This is a genomic window from Kluyvera genomosp. 3 (genome assembly GCF_011765685.1).
Taxonomy (GTDB): Bacteria; Pseudomonadota; Gammaproteobacteria; order Enterobacterales; family Enterobacteriaceae; genus Kluyvera; species Kluyvera georgiana_A.
Genome location: NZ_CP050321.1, coordinates 4,241,303 through 4,258,195 on the forward strand (window position 1 = coordinate 4,241,303; position 16,893 = coordinate 4,258,195).

The window sequence follows — 16,893 nt, forward strand, 5'->3', positions numbered from 1 at the left end:
TTTACAAGCACAGAAAACAGTGAAAGACTACGCAAAACCAACATGGAATTATGATACTTTAATTCATTAAATATTATAATTTATATAAATAGTCATTATTTACAATAAGTTAAACACAAACAAAACGATGATACAAAATCCGATTACGAAGGAATAATGTTATGAAATACCAGAACAATACCCTCGTCCCCCACAAATCCGCCCCGCTATTCACCCCGGCGAATCTCCTTAACGAAGACGTCTGCCTGCCTGCCGCCGTCATCAAAAAAGCGGCACTAGAAAACAATATTCACTGGATGCAACGCTATGCCGACACGCGCGGCGTATCGCTGGCGCCGCACGGAAAAACCTCCATGACGCCGTGGATTTTTCAGCAACAGCAGCAGGCGGGAGCCTGGGCAATTGGCGTCGGTAGCGCATGGCAGGCCAGCGTCGCGATGGCGAGCGGAATTCGCCGCGTGCTGATGGTCAATCAGTTGGTCGGCAAAGCCAATATGCAGTTAATTGCCGAACTGCAAAGCGCATACCCGGAAGTTGAGTACTTCTGCTGTGTCGATAGCCTCGATAACGCACGCGCCCTCTCCGCCTTTTTCGCCGCGAAAAACCAAACCCTGAATATTCTGCTGGAGCTGGGCGTGCCTGGCGGACGCTGCGGCTGCCGCACTGCTGAACAAGCGCTGACGCTCGCCGGGGAGATTTCGTCGCTTCCGGCGATTCGTCTACGTGGGCTGGAGCTGTATGAAGGCGTGCTGCACGGCGACAACCCACAGCCGAAGGTTGAAGCACTGCTGCGCGATGCCGCGGCGCTTGCCTGCCAGCTTGAACGCCATGTCGACGGGGAATTTATCCTGACTGGCGCCGGGTCGGTCTGGTATGACGTGGTGTGCAACGTGTGGCAGTCCGCAGCAAAACCGGTGAACTGCCGGGTCGTGATTCGCCCTGGCTGCTACATCACGCACGATGCCGGCATCTACCAACAAGCGCAGAATGACATTCTGGCGCGCGACCAGACCGCCTGCGATCTCGGCGGCGATCTGGCCTCCGCGCTGGAATTGGTGGCCATGGTGCAATCGGTGCCGGAAAGCGATCGTGCGATCGTCAATTTCGGCAAACGCGATAGCGCGTTTGACGCAGGATTACCGCAGCCTATCGCCCACTATCGCGACGGTAAGGCGCTCCCGCTGGCAACGCACAGCATCGAAGCTACCGGCATTATGGATCAGCACGCGATGCTGAAGCTTGCGCCAGGTACCGATGTGAAGGTGGGAGACATTCTGATCTTTGCCACTTCACACCCTTGCCTGACGTTCGATAAGTGGAAAGCGTTGCTGCTGGTTGATGAGGACTACAACGTGCTGGAAACGCTGGAAACGGGGTTCTGAACCCGGAGCATGCCCGGACGAGGCGTGTAAACGCCAACGCCGGGGTGACCCTATTGGGCCATTGCATCGCAAAGCAAATCCATCACCAACAGCGCTCCGTAACGCGGATCGTTGAGCGGTAGCGTCACATTTTGTGGGTGACTCAGTGCGCTTTCCTGCTGTCCGATGATGACGATCTCCGCCCCTGCCCAGCGTGCCTGATGCACGGCCGCCGCTAACGCGTTACCCGCTGGACTACCGGCAAACACCACCAGCACCTGCCCCGCCCCCAGCATTGAGGCGGTAATGCCCATTAGCGCCGGATCCTGGCAGACGTTGGCTGGATAACCTAGCGTAAGCAACCGATACTGCAGCAGGCTGGCAAATGGGCTGTCGGCGGTGCTGGCGCTAAAGATATGCACCGCACGGGCCTGTTTTAGCAGACCCGCGGCACGTTCAACCTCTGTGGACGAAAGTTCGCTGAGCTGGGCATTCAACGAATGCTGGATTTGGCTGAGCCTTTCGCGCCACGGCCCTGGCAGATCGCCCGCCGCCACCGGCGCGCTGGCCTGCGCCAGCTTCATGCGCAGATCGCGAATGTCGTCACAGCCCGCCGCACGGGCAAAACGGGTGATGGTCGCCGGGCTGACGCCCGCCGCCGTTGCCAACTGGTCAATGGTGGCCGAGGCGGCAAAGGCGACATCGCTGAGGATAGTCTGCGCCACGCGCGATTCCTGCTGGCTGAAATCCTGCAACCGCTGACGGATCAGGCTGAGGATATCCTCATTGCTGTCGCGGCCAATCGAGTGAGAAAAACGGTCCAGCACATCGCTACCGACGCCCGCATTTTTCGCCAACTGTTGCAGAGTATGCGGATCCATCCATGCCGCATCGCCCAGCATGGGGGCAGCCGTTTTATTCAAGCGGCTCTCCTGCTGCTGATGGCGCACCTGGCCAATAAAGTCATTGATATCCGCGCAGCCAATGCTGCGCGAAAAGTGTTGCAGCGTCGCCGGGCTGACGCCAGCCTTTGCCGCCAGCTCTTCAATCGTCGCCTCGGGGATCTGGGCAAAATTATCGAGGAAAAAGCGCGCCAGCCGGGATTCCTGCGCAGGCAGTCCGGATAACCCATGCACCAGCTGATAAACAATATCCATAACCAGAGTGTCCTCATGTGCGGCTCATTAAAAACATCATAATTTATTGAAATTATTTTTCAATTCATTCAGCCGAAGGGCGACACGTTATGCGATTAACCGGCGGCAAAGATTCATTTATCTTATCGTGATCACATTTTTATCCCTCTGACATGCCGTAAAGCAATATTTTAACGTCGATCACACTCATGAAAATAATTTTCATACATGCTACGTAAAACCGCTAATGTGTGAAATATGTTTTCAAACGAGGGAAATATTGTCATGAAAAAGATCATGTTGTGCTGCGCCGCCGGAATGTCCACCAGCATGCTGGTGCAGAAGATGCGTGCCGAAGCGGAAAAACGCGCGCTGGCGGTGGAGATCAACGCCTATCCGGTTGCCGAGATAGAAAGCATGCTACCGCAGGCGGATGTGGTGCTGCTGGGCCCTCAGGTGCAGTTCGAACTCTCTCGCCTGCGCGAACTGTCCGCGCCGCTGGGTAAACCGGTCGAAGTGATCGACATGATGGACTACGGCACCATGCGCGGCGATCGCGTACTCGATAAAGCGATCCAACTGATGGCCTGAGGCCCAGGAGAAAGCGATGAAAATTACCGTGATTGGCGGGGGCAGCAGCTACACCCCGGAACTGGTTGAAGGATTAATTGCGCGTCATGCTTCCCTGCCAATGGCGGAACTGGCGCTGGTTGATGTCGAAGCGGGCCGCGAAAAAGTTGAAATTATCGCGGCGCTCTCTCGTCGCATGCTCGATCGCAACGGGCTGGAGGCGGTAAAAGTCTCGGTTCACTTCGATGCGGACGACGCCATCAGAGGCTCAAGTTTTGTGCTCACCCAGCTGCGCGTAGGCCAGCTACCGGCCCGCGCCGCCGATGAGCGTCTGGGCCTGAGCCATAAACTGTTGGGCCAGGAAACCACTGGCGTTGGCGGCTTCGCCAAGGCGCTGCGCACCATTCCGGTGATGCTGGATATCGCCAGACGCGTCGAACGTCTGGCGCCTGACGCATGGATCATCAACTTCACCAACCCCGCAGGTATCGTTACTGAAGCGGTGTCGCGCCACAGCAAGGCAAAGATCATTGGCCTGTGCAACGTGCCGGTGACCATGCACCACATGATTGCCGATATGCTCAAGCTGCCTTATGGGGACGTCTCGCTGCGCTTTGCCGGCCTGAACCATATGGTCTGGGTACATCAGGTGCTGGCGGCGGGCCGCGATGCGACCGACGAGGTTATCGAGATGCTGTGCGACGGCGAGCAGCTGTCGATGAACAATATCAAGGCCATTCCGTGGCCACCGGAGCTACTGCGCGCGCTGCGCGCCATTCCTTGCCCGTATCACCGCTATTTCTGGCAGACCCGCACCATGCTGGAAGACGAACTGGCGGATGCCGACAGCAAAGGCACTCGCGCCGAGCAGGTGATGAAGGTCGAAGCGTCGCTGTTCAAGCTGTATGCCGACCCGAATCTGGACAAGAAACCAGAGGAGCTGAGCCAGCGCGGCGGTTCGTTCTACTCCGAAGTGGCGGTGCAGTTGATTAACGCGCTGCACAACAATCTTGGCATTGAAATGGTGGTAAATACCGCCAATAACGGTGCCATTCAAGGACTGCCGGACGACGCGGTGATAGAGACCAACTGCCTGATTGATGCGCTGGGCGCGCATCCGCTGGCCTTTGGCAAACTGCCGCCGCTGATGAACGGCCTGACCCAGCAGGTCAAGGATTTTGAGCGTCTGACCATCGATGCCGCCGTGCACGGTGACAAGCAAAAAGCGCTGCTGGCGTTGGTTGCCAACCCGCTGGTCGCCGATGTGAATCTGGCGTCGGCGCTGGTCGATGAAGTGCTCACTATCAATAAAGCGTGGCTGCCGCAGTTCAGCCAACAATAAATACAACAATAGCCCGGTCGGCAACGTCTGCGCCGGGCAGGGGGTGTCTGTGAATAAGTCGATAATAGATAAATACGTTTTACCGACCGCGCTCAAAATCGCCGGACAAAAACATGTGCTTTCGGTGCGTGACGGGATCATCCTGAACATGCCATTTATGTTGATAGGCTCGTTCTTCCTGATCTTCGCCTATCTGCCGGTGCCGGGGTACGGTACGCTGATGACCGAGCTTTTCGGCCCAACGTGGCAGGAAAAAGTGCTCTACCCGGTGAAAGCGACCTACGACATCATGGCGCTGATCTCCAGCTTCGGTATCGCCTACCGTCTGGCGGAGAAGTACCGCACCCTCGACCCGCTGACCGCCGGGGCTGTCTCCCTGGTGGCCTTCGTGATGACCATTCCACAGCACATCATGTTTACCCCGGCGGGTAGCGACGTGGCGCAGCTGGTCAAAGGCGTCATGCCTATGGGGCAGATTGGCAGTCAGGGGCTGTTCGTGGCAATTCTGATTGCCCTGCTCTCCACCGAAATCTACCGCTTCGTCAACGACCGCAACCTGGTCATCCGCATGCCGGAAGGCGTACCGCCGGCGGTGGCAAAATCGTTCCTCGCGCTGATCCCGGGTTTCTGCGTGCTGGCGGTGGTGCTGGCGCTGCGCCTGCTGGTTGAAGCGACGCCGTTTGGCGATATCAATACCATGATCACCGAGCTGGTCGGTATTCCGATGAGCCACGTCGGCGGCTCGCTGCCGGGGATGATTATTTCAGTGCTGCTGATTGGCATTCTGTGGATGCTGGGTCTGCACGGCGACACCATCGTACTGGTGTTTATCCGCCCGGTCTGGCTGAGCAATATGTCCGAAAACCTGGAAGCGTTCCAGAACGGCCTGCCGATTCCCCACATTATCACCCAGCAGTTCTACGACCTGTGGATTGCGCCGGGCGGTACCGGGGCGCTGTTAGGGCTGGTTATCTTTATGATCTTACGCAGCCGCAGCGTGCAGATGAAACAGCTGGGTAAAATTGCCGCGCCGGGCAGCCTGTTTAACATCAGCGAACCCATGGTGTTTGGCATTCCGATCGTGATGAACCCGTATCTGGTGGTGCCGTTTATCCTTACGCCAGTGGTGCTGGTGATTGTCTCCTACGTGGCGATGACCACCGGTTTAGTCGCCAAACCGGCGGGCATTGCGCTGCCGTTCACCACGCCGATTGTGGTCAGTGGCTACCTGGCGACCGGCGGGCATATTTCCGGCTCGGTGCTGCAAATCGTCAACCTCGGGATTTCGCTGGTGATGTATTACCCGTTCTTCCGCATCTGGGATAATTTGAAATATCGCGAGGAGATGGCGAGTAAAACGCAGCAGACCGCAGCGGCGACACCAGCTACGGAACAGTAATTCACCTATAACCGTAGCCCGGCCAAGCAAAGCGCCGCCGGGCTACAAAAGATTTCCTTTATCAGAAACCGTACTTCACGCCCAGCATACCGCGGGTATCGCTGTAACCTTTATCGCCAACCTGCTGCGCCACGTTACTCCATACCTGCAGACGCGGGGTAATTTGCCCTTCCACGCCCACTTTCAGTTCACCGATATGCTTCGTGCCACGCATATCGTTACTCACGTTATCCATTTTCACGCTGGCAGCCTGCGTGTTGTGTATCCAGTTCGCTTCCACAAACGGTTGGAACTCTCGTGACTGGCCATTATCGATAGCGTTGTGGCCCTTGATGTAAGCTCTGACCCCCAGGCGAGTCAACAGATTACCGCTGGCGTTATCCTTCACGCGGGTACCGTTCGCTTCGCGGTGATCGTCAGCCTGCACGCCCATCCACACCGCCTGTGCTTTCGGCTGCAGCCAGTAGCTATTGCCTTCGCTTGCGCCCAATTTAACGCTATAGCCGGCTTCAACGGAGGCGGTAATACCCTTAGATTTGTACTTCTCAGCCGCCTGATCCTGTCCCATCACCTTGTTATCAAACCAGTTATACAGCGCCCAGGTATCCACATAAGTCCCTGACTTGTCGATATCATTCGCATACCAGGTGCCATAAAGGCCGACGCTATAGCCGCTGACCTCGCCACGGGAATGATAACCGGTTGCGGACGACTGCGTACGGCTCTGACCGTTGGCGTAGCCCGCCATCGCGCCAATGTGCCAGCGGTCAAGGCCGTCACGGCTCCACTGTGCCAGGTCGCCGCCCAGCTGTAACACATAGCTATTGCTTTGGGTTTTCAGCTGTCCGCTACCGTCTTTGAAACGGGCATGACCACCGACAGTTCGCATCCACAGACTGGTCACCTTTTTCTCCCCTGTGAGCATATCGGTGTACTGGGTTTCTCCCAGACGGTCATGCAAACGCGTCATGAACAGCGTGTTCGCCGCAGAGTTGTTGGCAAGATAGCTGCCTGCTTCCGGGCGGATCTGATGCTCAGTGACCGGCTGCGGAGTCGGCTCCTCTGGCTCAGGAATGACTGGGTCAGGGTCCACAGGAGGCTCCTGATCTTTCGGTTGAATGTAGCTGGTCAAATACCAGTTTTTATCTTTCTGAACCACGTTGTAGTCATAGGCCCCGGCAACAATACGGCTCGCTTTTTCAAAAGTACCGTCGGAATTGCCTGCAATGTTGATGATTTCAATCCCTTCGAGGGTTTGCGCGCCTGTCCCACCGATGTTATTCACCGCGACAAATGTGTTACCCGAGGTGTTACCAAGAACCTTCAGCATGTCCGTTTCAGAGCCATCGCCATTAAGCACGGTGTTCAGGACCAGCTTACCGCCATTGCCGACATAATCTTCATTGATAGTCAGCGTCTGCCATGGCTCGCCGTCGACATGGTTAAAATTAACGGTCGCACCGCTGTTCAGCGTCAGGTCGGTAAGCGTTGAGCTATGGGTCATATTCCATGTCGCATCGCGCATTTGTACAGAGATTACGCCAGTGCCCGCCGTGGTGCTGGTGATATACGACGCCCCGTTCCACAGCGAGTTGTCCGTCATATTGAGCGTAATCGTGCTGTTCTGCTGCGACAACGTACTGGTAGCCGCAGTCGCGCCAGCGGCGTGAATATCACCGTTAACCCGGAAGTGCCCCCCCGCGGAGCCGTCAACGATACCGCCAGTTTCAGTACTGATGGCGTAGCTTTCACTGCTGTTGTCGCCCGCTATGGCGATCGTCGCGCCACCCGCCAGGTTAATGCTACCGCGAGAGATTGCATATAAACCGCGAGGAGCCTTGCTGTATGAGGCGGCTTTACTGGCGCTATTCACATTAATGGCGGCATTATTGCCCAAATTAACGGTACTGTTAGTAGCATATACCCCGTGCGCGCTGGCCCCGTTCACCGTAATCGTGGCGTTGTTGCCAAGCTCGGTTGTGGAAGAAGAAGCCGCGTAAATCCCCGTTGAAGAGTCGCCGAGGGTCTCAATAGTGGCGTCATCACCCAAACGGATCAAGGAACCACTTTGTCCGGTGCGTAACCCTTCCGAACCGCTGCCGGTCGTCACGATGTGCGCACGATTGCCGACGATAATCGTATTTTTAGCCAGTGATGCATCTCTCATGGCGTTAGCGGTAATGCCACGCCCCTGGCTGCCGGTGGTTTTGATGTACAGATCGTCGCCGACATAAATATTGGCCGACCCCGTCCAGCCCTGGCTCAGCGAGTTGTACCCGGCATTAATACCATCACCATCCTGACCATCCACGTAGATGCGGGTTCGGTCGCCAGTAATAATGAACACCGGGTTACTCGGAGTATTTGCCCCATGAGTGCGAATACCATCGACATCTTTACCATTGTTCGCGGCATTCTTCGACTGCGTGCGAATCGTCAGGTCGTCGCCAAAAATAACGCCTGGGCTTCCTGTGGCGCTATTTTGAATGACGGTCAGGGAATGCTCAAACGCTTCCATCCCAGGACCATTGAGCGTTAAATTATTGCCATATACAGGAATAGTACCTGCACTCCACTGATAAACGTAATTCGGCATGGTGCTGGTTTTGGCGAAGTTCGCATTCGCCTGAGCCGGAATAAGCGCCTGTAGCTCTGGTGGCAATTGGCTCACCAGTCCACTGGAAGGTAGGCTATCAATATCGACCCAGGCTGCATGAGCCGGATAGACTACTGAGCCTAATGCGATTGATATCGCGAGAGCAATTCGTGAGTAATACTTGGGGGTACGCATTTATTTGCCTCCTGCATTCGGGCGTAGAGCGTCCTCCACATCGCAATGACGTGGACAATATGAATAAAAATATGGCTATAGAATATTTAATAAAATCGTTTGAATACGCTGTCCCAATTTGCTCTCGAGACTACGTTTATACGCATAGATTTTATTAATACTGCTGATATTGATTTCCTGCTGAATACCGACTCCTGAAATAAAACTATTCAGCAAGAGAAACTCTGCAGCGTTCAACGTGCGCCCACGCTTGATATTCGTACGCCGACCGGTAAATAAACGATGAATGCTTTGTTGCTGCACCAGAACATCATCATCAGCGTAAATAACGCCATGAACGTTATCATTATTCAAAAACCAATAGTTAGCCAGGGGAGTGAGGCTACTATCAGCAATAATAACAATATACATACCGCTATTGGCCAACCAATCAAGCCATTGCGGCTGAGAAAAAGCCCGCAAGTTTGGTAAAGAAAAATCAACAAAGATAAACCCTTTAGATAAATGATTTTTATTGCTTAGCAATAACCTTTCAATGATGCCTCTTTTCAGAAAGGAATTCCCCTCTGGCCAAATGGCAAACTCAGTATTACAACAATACTGAGTTCGCAGATCGGCATCAGGAAATAGCTGGCAGGCTAACTCACAGCTGATGCAACGAACAGCTTTCGAACGTGCTTTTTCCATTCAATATGATGCCTTTCGTATGTTCTCTTAATATCCCATGAATAAATAAATGAACCACTACCTATCATCTATTTACTCAACCAATGGCTGATGGCGATGAAATATAAATAAAACTCCGAAAAGCCTGAAGTGAAGTCCTGTTATTAAGCCTTATAAAGTTCTTATATGAATTCTTAAATGAAGTATCTGTTTGTATTTATTGCATTTTACAATGAAACCCAGCTCCCCCAACACCAGGGGGTTATACCTGTCATATCAACAGCAAGCGATAGGGGATGTCGCCAGAATTAATGTGTACAGAGGAACACCGGACGCTTGCCGATGGTAAACATAAAGCCACGGTGGCCTTGTGTCAGGATCGTGTAATTGATCGTTTTACCCGGATAGACATAAAAGTCGGGTAAAATCGTTGCGATGACGGCATCCGGTAGCGTTTCATCACGCGTCACCTTATTGATATCCTTCGAGACAAAGTGGGTGCTATCTTTGTTTTCACTCCATGTATAGGAAACATCACGGCGGATAACGTCACTGACTTTATTATCGACGTAATACGTCCCGTTGACGGACACCACCCCGGTGTGTTTTTCCAGCGAATACATAAAATCCAGCGTCAAATTTGCTTTGGTGTTTTTATAAAACACCATTACGGGGGCCGTACATTTCTCTGGATCGCGGTTTCTTTCCATACGCAAATGAAGAAAATGCCCCATTCCTGCGCCCAGAAACAGCAGTGCCAGACAGCTCGACAACAGCAATCGTCTACTCATGCATCGCTCCACGGAAGAAAAGAGTAATACAGCCGGTATCTCCGCGCGTCTTATAAGGGCGCTGACAAATCAGCGCCACCAACCCTGGGATGTGACTACCAGAGAGGAAATAAACCCACGGGTATTTTTGACAATCCATACCCGTTTTGAGAATCATTGTTTTATAACTTTCAAATCGGCTTACGCTGCTGATATCTTCATTTCTGGAAAAGAAATGACAACCCTGCGCCGTTTCCACCAATGCGTACCGATCGTAAAAATTTTTATCTGGAACGGTCTGCCAGCTTATATATCCCAGAACCATGCCGACGATCAGCGATGCGAGCATCCACAGTGGCGCAATATTACGTTTAAAGTGACGGCGCGGTAACGGCCGAGGAGGCGACGCTTTTTTTTCGCTTTCCTGTGCAGCGGCCTTGTTGATGGTTAAAATATCCACCCCAGGTTCAATCTGAAAACCTTTACGTGGGACGGTGGTAATCAGCGTATCTTCTGTTTCACCAACGGTGCGTAATCCACGGCGAATAATAGAGATGTTTTGGTAAAGCGTATTGGCAGGCACCACCATGCCGCCCTCTTCCCACACTTTTTGAAAGAAAGTTTGCTGTGCGACAACGGCAGGGGCGTTTTCCAGTAAAAGATGTAAACAGCGGCTGGCTGGGGTGGTCAGAATAACGGTAAGCTCTGGCCGGGATAATGACGCCAGACGATTCCTCTCCGGATTGAACTCTATATTGCCGTTAATTATCCATAACATCGTATTGTTACCATGCCAAAGCGGATCGCGGAGAGGATTTATCGATACCGTAAAGTATAGCTCTGCACAGCTTTGCGGCACGTTACCTTATCATCCAGAATTACGATAACGTACTGTATTGGTCGTCATTCTGCTACGTAGATGTGATAAAAAAAACGCCGGGCAGATGCCCGGCGTTTTTTGTTGCTTGCACTTATTTTTTAATCTGTGCGTGCATTTCCTGTACAGAGGTCACTTTCTCTTTGGCATCTGCATTCAGCGCCATCGCCGTAGCGAAACCGCCGTTCAGGGTAGTGTCGTAGTGCACTTTGTACTGCAGCGCGCTGCGGCGAATCAGCTTGGAGTCTTCAATCGCCTGACGACCTGCGGTGGTGTTGATGATGTAGGTGTATTCGCCATTCTTGATACGGTCCTGAATGTGCGGACGACCTTCATGCACCTTGTTCACCAGACGCGGGTTGATACCGGCTTCGCCCAGCACAATCGCGGTACCGTGGGTGGCATCCAGCTCGAAGCCTTGTTTCAGCAGCTTAGCGGCCAGGTCCACCACGCGCTCTTTGTCGCCTTCGCGAACGGAGAGCAGCGCACGGCCCTGTTTCTTCATGGTGGAATTACTGCCCAGCTGCGCCTTGGCGAACGCTTCCGCGAAGGTACGGCCCACGCCCATCACTTCCCCGGTAGAGCGCATTTCTGGCCCTAACAGCGGGTCAACGCCCGGGAATTTGTTGAACGGCAGCACCACTTCTTTCACCGAGTAGTACGGCGGGATAATTTCTTTGGTCACGCCCTGCTCGGTCAGCGATTTGCCGGCCATCACGCGCGCCGCCACTTTCGCCAGCGGAACGCCGGTGGCTTTGGAGACGAACGGTACGGTACGCGCCGCACGCGGGTTGACTTCAATCAGGTAGACTTCGTTGTCTTTCACCGCAAACTGCACGTTCATCAGGCCGCGTACCTGCAACTCGAAGGCCAGCTTCTGCACCTGCTGGCGCATCACATCCTGAATTTCCTGGCTCAGCGTGTAGGCTGGCAGAGAGCAGGCGGAGTCGCCGGAGTGTACGCCCGCCTGCTCGATGTGTTCCATGATGCCGCCAATCAGCACCATTTCGCCGTCGCAGATGGCGTCAACGTCCACTTCAATCGCATCATCAAGGAAGCGGTCCAGCAGCACCGGCGCATCGTTAGACACGCTGACCGCGGTCTGGAAGTAGCGACGCAGGTCGGCTTCGTCGTAGACGATTTCCATCGCGCGGCCGCCCAGTACGTAGGATGGGCGCACCACCAGCGGGTAACCAATCTCTTTCGCCTTCTCAACCGCTTGTTCAATGGCGGTGACGGTGGCGTTCGCCGGCTGCTTCAGCTTCAGACGGTCAACCGCGTGCTGGAAGCGTTCACGGTCTTCCGCGCGGTCGATGGCGTCCGGGCTGGTGCCGATAACCGGTACGCCTGCGGCTTCCAGTTCACGCGCCAGCTTCAGCGGGGTCTGGCCGCCGTACTGCACGATAACGCCCTTCGGCTTCTCGATGCGCACGATTTCCAGCACGTCTTCCAGGGTGACCGGCTCGAAGTACAGACGGTCGGAAGTGTCGTAGTCGGTGGAGACGGTTTCCGGGTTACAGTTGACCATAATGGTCTCGTAACCGTCTTCGCGCAGCGCCAGCGAGGCGTGGACGCAGCAGTAGTCAAATTCAATACCCTGACCGATACGGTTCGGGCCGCCGCCGAGGACCATGATTTTATCGCGGTCAACGGACGGGTTAGATTCGCACTCTTCTTCATAGGTGGAGTACATGTAGGCGGTATCGGTGGCGAATTCCGCCGCGCAGGTATCCACGCGCTTGTAGACCGGGTGCAGGTTGTACTGGTCGCGCAGCTTGCGGATTTCCGCTTCGCGCACGCCCGCCAGCTTCGCCAGACGCGCATCGGCGAAACCTTTACGCTTCAGGTGACGCAGAAAATCAGCGTCGAGGCCGTTGATGCCCACTTCCGCCACTTTCTCTTCCAGACGCACCAGCTCTTCAATCTGCACCAGGAACCAGCGGTCGATGTTGGTCAGGTTGAACACGCCATCGACGGAGAGGCCTGCGCGGAACGCATCGGCGATATACCAGATACGATCAGCGCCCGCGTCTTTCAGCTCGCGGCGGATTTTGGTCAGCGCTTCCGGGTCGTCGAGGCTCACTTTCGGGTCGAAACCGGTGGCGCCCACTTCCAGACCGCGCAGCGCTTTTTGCAGGGATTCCTGCTGCGTGCGACCAATCGCCATCACTTCACCGACGGATTTCATCTGGGTGGTCAGACGGTCGTTAGCGCCAGCGAATTTCTCGAAGTTGAAACGTGGAATCTTGGTGACAACGTAGTCGATAGACGGCTCGAAGGAGGCCGGCGTACGGCCGCCGGTGATGTCGTTCATCAGTTCGTCGAGGGTGTAACCCACCGCCAGTTTCGCTGCCACTTTGGCAATCGGGAAGCCGGTAGCTTTCGAGGCCAGCGCCGAGGAGCGGGAGACGCGCGGGTTCATTTCGATAACGATCAGACGGCCGTCTTTCGGGTTCACCGAAAACTGAACGTTAGAACCGCCGGTTTCTACGCCGATTTCACGCAGTACCGCCATCGAGGCGTTACGCATGATTTGGTATTCTTTGTCGGTCAGGGTCTGCGCTGGCGCTACGGTGATGGAGTCACCGGTGTGGATGCCCATCGCATCGAAGTTTTCGATAGAGCAGACGATGATGCAGTTGTCGTTTTTATCACGCACCACTTCCATCTCGTACTCTTTCCAGCCGATCAGCGATTCATCAATCAGCAGCTCGTTGGTTGGCGAGAGGTCCAGACCGCGTTCGCAGATTTCTTCGAACTCTTCGCGGTTGTAAGCGATACCGCCGCCGGTGCCGCCCATGGTAAAGCTAGGCCGGATGATGCACGGGAAGCCCACATCAGCGGCAACCGCCAGCGCTTCTTCCATAGTGTGTGCGATACCGGAACGCGCGGTGTCGAGGCCGATTTTCTTCATTGCCACATCGAAGCGACGACGGTCTTCTGCTTTATCAATCGCATCGGCGGTGGCGCCAATCATGGTTACGCCGAACTCTTCCAGCACGCCCTGACGCTCCAGCTCCAGCGCACAGTTCAGCGCGGTCTGGCCGCCCATGGTCGGCAGCACCGCATCCGGGCGCTCTTTTTCGATGATTTTGCGTACCACTTCCCAGTTAATCGGCTCGATGTAGGTGGCATCGGCCATTTCCGGGTCGGTCATGATGGTGGCCGGGTTGGAGTTCACGAGGATTACACGATAACCCTCTTCGCGCAGCGCTTTACACGCCTGGGCTCCGGAGTAGTCAAACTCACACGCCTGACCGATAACAATCGGGCCCGCGCCCAGAATCAGGATACTTTTTATGTCTGTACGTTTTGGCATGGCTCTTATTACTCCTGATTATTTCGCGGACTGACGGTATTGCTCAATAAGCTCGATAAAGTGGTCGAACAGCGGCGCCGCATCGTGCGGGCCTGGGCTCGCCTCTGGGTGGCCCTGGAAGCTGAACGCCGGTTTATCGGTACGGTGAATCCCTTGCAGGGTACCGTCGAACAGGGATTTGTGGGTCACGCGCAGGTTGGCTGGCAGCGAGTCTTCATCAACCGCAAAGCCGTGGTTCTGCGCGGTGATCATCACCACATTCTTATCCATGTCTTTCACCGGGTGGTTACCACCGTGGTGACCAAATTTCATCTTGATGGTTTTCGCACCGCTCGCCAGCGCCAGCAGCTGATGGCCGAGGCAGATGCCAAATACCGGAATGTCGGTCTGGAGGAATTTCTCAATCGCGTCGATGGCGTAGTCGCACGGTGCCGGGTCGCCAGGGCCGTTAGACAGGAACACGCCGTCCGGATTCATCGCCAGCACTTCTTCAGCGGAGGTTTTCGCCGGTACCACGGTCAGGCGGCAGCCGCGATCAACCAGCATGCGCAGGATGTTGCGCTTGGCGCCAAAATCGTAGGCCACCACGTGGAACGGCAGCTCTTCTGCGGACTTGGCTTCCGGCAGGTCACCCGCCAGCGTCCAGCTACCCTGCGTCCAGCTGTAGGATTCAGCCGTGGTCACTTCTTTTGCCAGGTCCATCCCATTTAAGCCCGGGAACGCTTTGGCTTTTTCTAAGGCCAGCGTAGCATCCAGGTTATCGCCTGCGATGATGCAGCCGTTCTGAGCGCCCTTCTCGCGCAGCAGTCGCGTCAGCTTACGGGTATCGATATCGGCAATCGCCACGATGTTATGGCGTTTGAGGTAAGAAGAGAGGTCTTCAGTATTGCGATAGTTGCTGGCAATCAGCGGCAGGTCGCGAATAACCAGACCCTGAGCGTGAACCTGAGAGGACTCTTCATCGGCGGCATTGGTGCCGACATTACCAATATGGGGATAAGTAAGAGTGACGATTTGGCGAGAATAGGAAGGATCAGTGAGGATTTCTTGATAACCGGTCATTGAAGTATTGAAAACGACTTCCCCAACCGCCGAACCTGTTGCCCCTATGGCCCGACCGTAAAACTGGGTTCCGTCTTCCAGAACCAATAGCGCTGACTTAATCAAAACACCCTCCAGAGAATATTTACTCGCTTTATTTGCATATTAATTCATAACAACGGCACAAATCAATGCAAATCTGCTTACCGATGAATTTCTGGCAAACGGCGGCATTCTAGTGACAGCCTCGGCAAAAGTCTACCTCAAAGGGCAATTTTTATTATTATTTTGCGCCACTGGCGAATCAAGCCGCCTCCAGGTATCAAAAAGATCAACTAACTCATGGGAGAAAACGCTTGCGGAGCAGAAAGACTGTAAAATGATGAGAGGACGCCTTAAAAAGTAGACCAGATGGTCAAAATTTACATTTAACCAACACTTTTAAGGTAGATATCTTATAAAAATAAGCATCTGAATACAAAAGCAACAAAAACAAGATAAAATAAAGGGCAATAAAATATTGCCCTGTGTAATCAAGTAATTATGACTACAATAACCACATCACGATGGGTAATAAATACTTATAGTTCATTCAAATTCAGCACATCACGCATATCAAAAAGACCATTTTGCTTCGAATTAAGCCACAATGCCGATCTTACCGCTCCGTTAGCAAACGTCATGCGGCTGGAAGCCTTATGCGTTATCTCCACACGCTCGCCAATATCGGCAAACATGGCGGTGTGTTCGCCGACAATGTCGCCCGCGCGTACGGTCGCAAAACCAATCGTGCCCGGCACGCGTTCACCGGTATAACCTTCACGCGAGTAGACCGCGCAGTCCTTCAGATCTTTATCCAGCGCCCCGGCGATCGCCTCGCCCATTGCCAGCGCCGTACCCGACGGTGCATCCACTTTATGGCGGTGGTGCGCTTCAATAATTTCAATATCGGTGTAGTCGCCCATTACCTTCGCGGCTTTCTCCAGCAGCTTGAGCATGACGTTAACGCCGACGCTAAAGTTTGCGGCGAAAACGATCGCAATCTCTTGTGACGCCTCGCGAATGGCTTGTTTACCAGCATCGTCAAAGCCGGTAGTACCAATCACCATCCCTTTACCCTGCTGCCGGCAAAACGCCAGATGCGTCAACGTACCTTCCGGACGGGTAAAATCGATGAACACGTCAAAATCATCTTTTACCGCCTCAAGGCTGCTTTGAACGGTCACGCCGGACTTTCCCGCCCCCGCCAGTTCGCCAGCATCGCTGCCCAGCAAGGAAGAGCCTTCGCGCTCCAGCGCGGCACCCAGCTGAACACCTTCCATCGCCATGGCGGCCTGGATTAACTGCCGTCCCATGCGGCCGCCGGCGCCGGCAATGGCGACGCGGATTTGTGCTTCATGCATAGCTATTCTCTTTTGTAAAAATTGCGTAAATCGTTTTCAGAGTAACCAGCGCGCCCGGAGGTCGCTAGCTGAAAACACCCATAATTAGAATTTAATGATAAACAGAGGGGAATATCAGTAAAAGACATGATTCATCCCGCAGGATGAATCATTGCCGCAGCAAAGGAAAGAAGTCAAACTCGCTCAGTAAGCGGTAAGCCGATGGGAAAACGACGGGA

Annotated in this window: 12 protein-coding genes; 4 read left to right on the forward strand and 8 right to left on the reverse strand. The window is 54.2% G+C overall.

What is annotated here, in order from left to right; all coding sequences use genetic code 11:
• The first annotated feature begins 161 nt into the window (after nt 1-161).
• A complete protein-coding gene (locus tag GY169_RS19840; protein WP_167576837.1) occupies nt 162-1,382 on the forward strand; it encodes an amino acid deaminase in 1,221 nt (406 codons plus the stop codon).
• Between the two features lie 50 nt (nt 1,383-1,432).
• On the opposite strand, the gene GY169_RS19845 is transcribed toward GY169_RS19840, so the two are convergent.
• On the reverse strand, nt 1,433-2,518 hold the full coding sequence (locus tag GY169_RS19845) for a MurR/RpiR family transcriptional regulator (protein ID WP_167576839.1): 1,086 nt from the start codon (nt 2,516-2,518) through the stop codon (nt 1,433-1,435).
• 264 nt (nt 2,519-2,782) lie between these two features.
• Between GY169_RS19845 and GY169_RS19850 the strand changes: the two genes are divergently transcribed.
• Genes GY169_RS19850 through celB form a run of 3 tightly spaced genes read left to right on the forward strand, consistent with a single transcriptional unit; the run spans nt 2,783 to nt 5,808 of the window.
• Nucleotides 2,783-3,088, forward strand: coding sequence for a PTS sugar transporter subunit IIB (locus tag GY169_RS19850; protein WP_106925318.1), 306 nt, complete (start codon nt 2,783-2,785; stop codon nt 3,086-3,088).
• Nucleotides 3,089-3,104: 16 nt separating this feature from the next.
• Nucleotides 3,105-4,409: a 6-phospho-beta-glucosidase gene (locus tag GY169_RS19855; protein ID WP_167576841.1), complete on the forward strand. Its 1,305-nt coding sequence runs from the start codon at nt 3,105-3,107 to the stop codon at nt 4,407-4,409.
• A gap of 49 nt (nt 4,410-4,458) precedes the next feature.
• Nucleotides 4,459-5,808, forward strand: coding sequence for a PTS cellobiose transporter subunit IIC (celB, locus tag GY169_RS19860; protein WP_223803329.1), 1,350 nt, complete (start codon nt 4,459-4,461; stop codon nt 5,806-5,808).
• Nucleotides 5,809-5,869: 61 nt separating this feature from the next.
• Here the strand turns inward: celB and GY169_RS19865 are convergent, their stop codons facing one another.
• From GY169_RS19865 to dapB, 7 genes are all read right to left on the reverse strand, one after another.
• Complete coding sequence (locus GY169_RS19865; protein ID WP_167576845.1) at nt 5,870-8,599, reverse strand: autotransporter outer membrane beta-barrel domain-containing protein; 2,730 nt, start codon at nt 8,597-8,599, stop codon at nt 5,870-5,872.
• A gap of 75 nt (nt 8,600-8,674) precedes the next feature.
• Nucleotides 8,675-9,286: a helix-turn-helix transcriptional regulator gene (locus tag GY169_RS19870; protein WP_167576847.1), complete on the reverse strand. Its 612-nt coding sequence runs from the start codon at nt 9,284-9,286 to the stop codon at nt 8,675-8,677.
• A gap of 287 nt (nt 9,287-9,573) precedes the next feature.
• Nucleotides 9,574-10,038, reverse strand: coding sequence for a hypothetical protein (locus tag GY169_RS19875; RefSeq protein WP_167577348.1), 465 nt, complete (start codon nt 10,036-10,038; stop codon nt 9,574-9,576).
• Nucleotides 10,039-10,048: 10 nt separating this feature from the next.
• The gene (locus GY169_RS19880; protein ID WP_163448223.1) at nt 10,049-10,813 is read right to left on the reverse strand and encodes a transcriptional regulator; all 765 of its coding nucleotides are present in this window, start codon (nt 10,811-10,813) and stop codon (nt 10,049-10,051) included.
• Nucleotides 10,814-11,006: 193 nt separating this feature from the next.
• Nucleotides 11,007-14,231, reverse strand: a complete 3,225-nt coding sequence (gene carB / locus GY169_RS19885; protein WP_167576849.1) for a carbamoyl-phosphate synthase large subunit — start codon at nt 14,229-14,231, stop codon at nt 11,007-11,009.
• An 18-nt stretch (nt 14,232-14,249) separates the two neighbouring features.
• Nucleotides 14,250-15,398, reverse strand: coding sequence for a glutamine-hydrolyzing carbamoyl-phosphate synthase small subunit (gene carA / locus GY169_RS19890; protein WP_163448221.1), 1,149 nt, complete (start codon nt 15,396-15,398; stop codon nt 14,250-14,252).
• A 455-nt stretch (nt 15,399-15,853) separates the two neighbouring features.
• Complete coding sequence (dapB, locus tag GY169_RS19895; RefSeq protein ID WP_167576851.1) at nt 15,854-16,675, reverse strand: 4-hydroxy-tetrahydrodipicolinate reductase; 822 nt, start codon at nt 16,673-16,675, stop codon at nt 15,854-15,856.
• Between the last annotated feature and the right edge of the window lie 218 nt (nt 16,676-16,893).

Bases quoted from the DNA above. Each gene is read 5' to 3' on its own strand.
- GY169_RS19845 (WP_167576839.1), bottom strand. From the start codon at position 2,518: ATGGATATTGTTTATCAGCTGGTGCATGGGTTATCCGGACTGCCTGCG.
- GY169_RS19880 (WP_163448223.1), bottom strand. From the start codon at position 10,813: ATGTTATGGATAATTAACGGCAATATAGAGTTCAATCCGGAGAGGAAT.
- GY169_RS19870 (WP_167576847.1), bottom strand. From the start codon at position 9,286: ATGGAAAAAGCACGTTCGAAAGCTGTTCGTTGCATCAGCTGTGAGTTA.
- GY169_RS19865 (WP_167576845.1), bottom strand. From the start codon at position 8,599: ATGCGTACCCCCAAGTATTACTCACGAATTGCTCTCGCGATATCAATC.
- carB (WP_167576849.1), bottom strand. From the start codon at position 14,231: ATGCCAAAACGTACAGACATAAAAAGTATCCTGATTCTGGGCGCGGGC.
- GY169_RS19855 (WP_167576841.1), top strand. From the start codon at position 3,105: ATGAAAATTACCGTGATTGGCGGGGGCAGCAGCTACACCCCGGAACTG.
- GY169_RS19850 (WP_106925318.1), top strand. From the start codon at position 2,783: ATGAAAAAGATCATGTTGTGCTGCGCCGCCGGAATGTCCACCAGCATG.
- GY169_RS19840 (WP_167576837.1), top strand. From the start codon at position 162: ATGAAATACCAGAACAATACCCTCGTCCCCCACAAATCCGCCCCGCTA.
- dapB (WP_167576851.1), bottom strand. From the start codon at position 16,675: ATGCATGAAGCACAAATCCGCGTCGCCATTGCCGGCGCCGGCGGCCGC.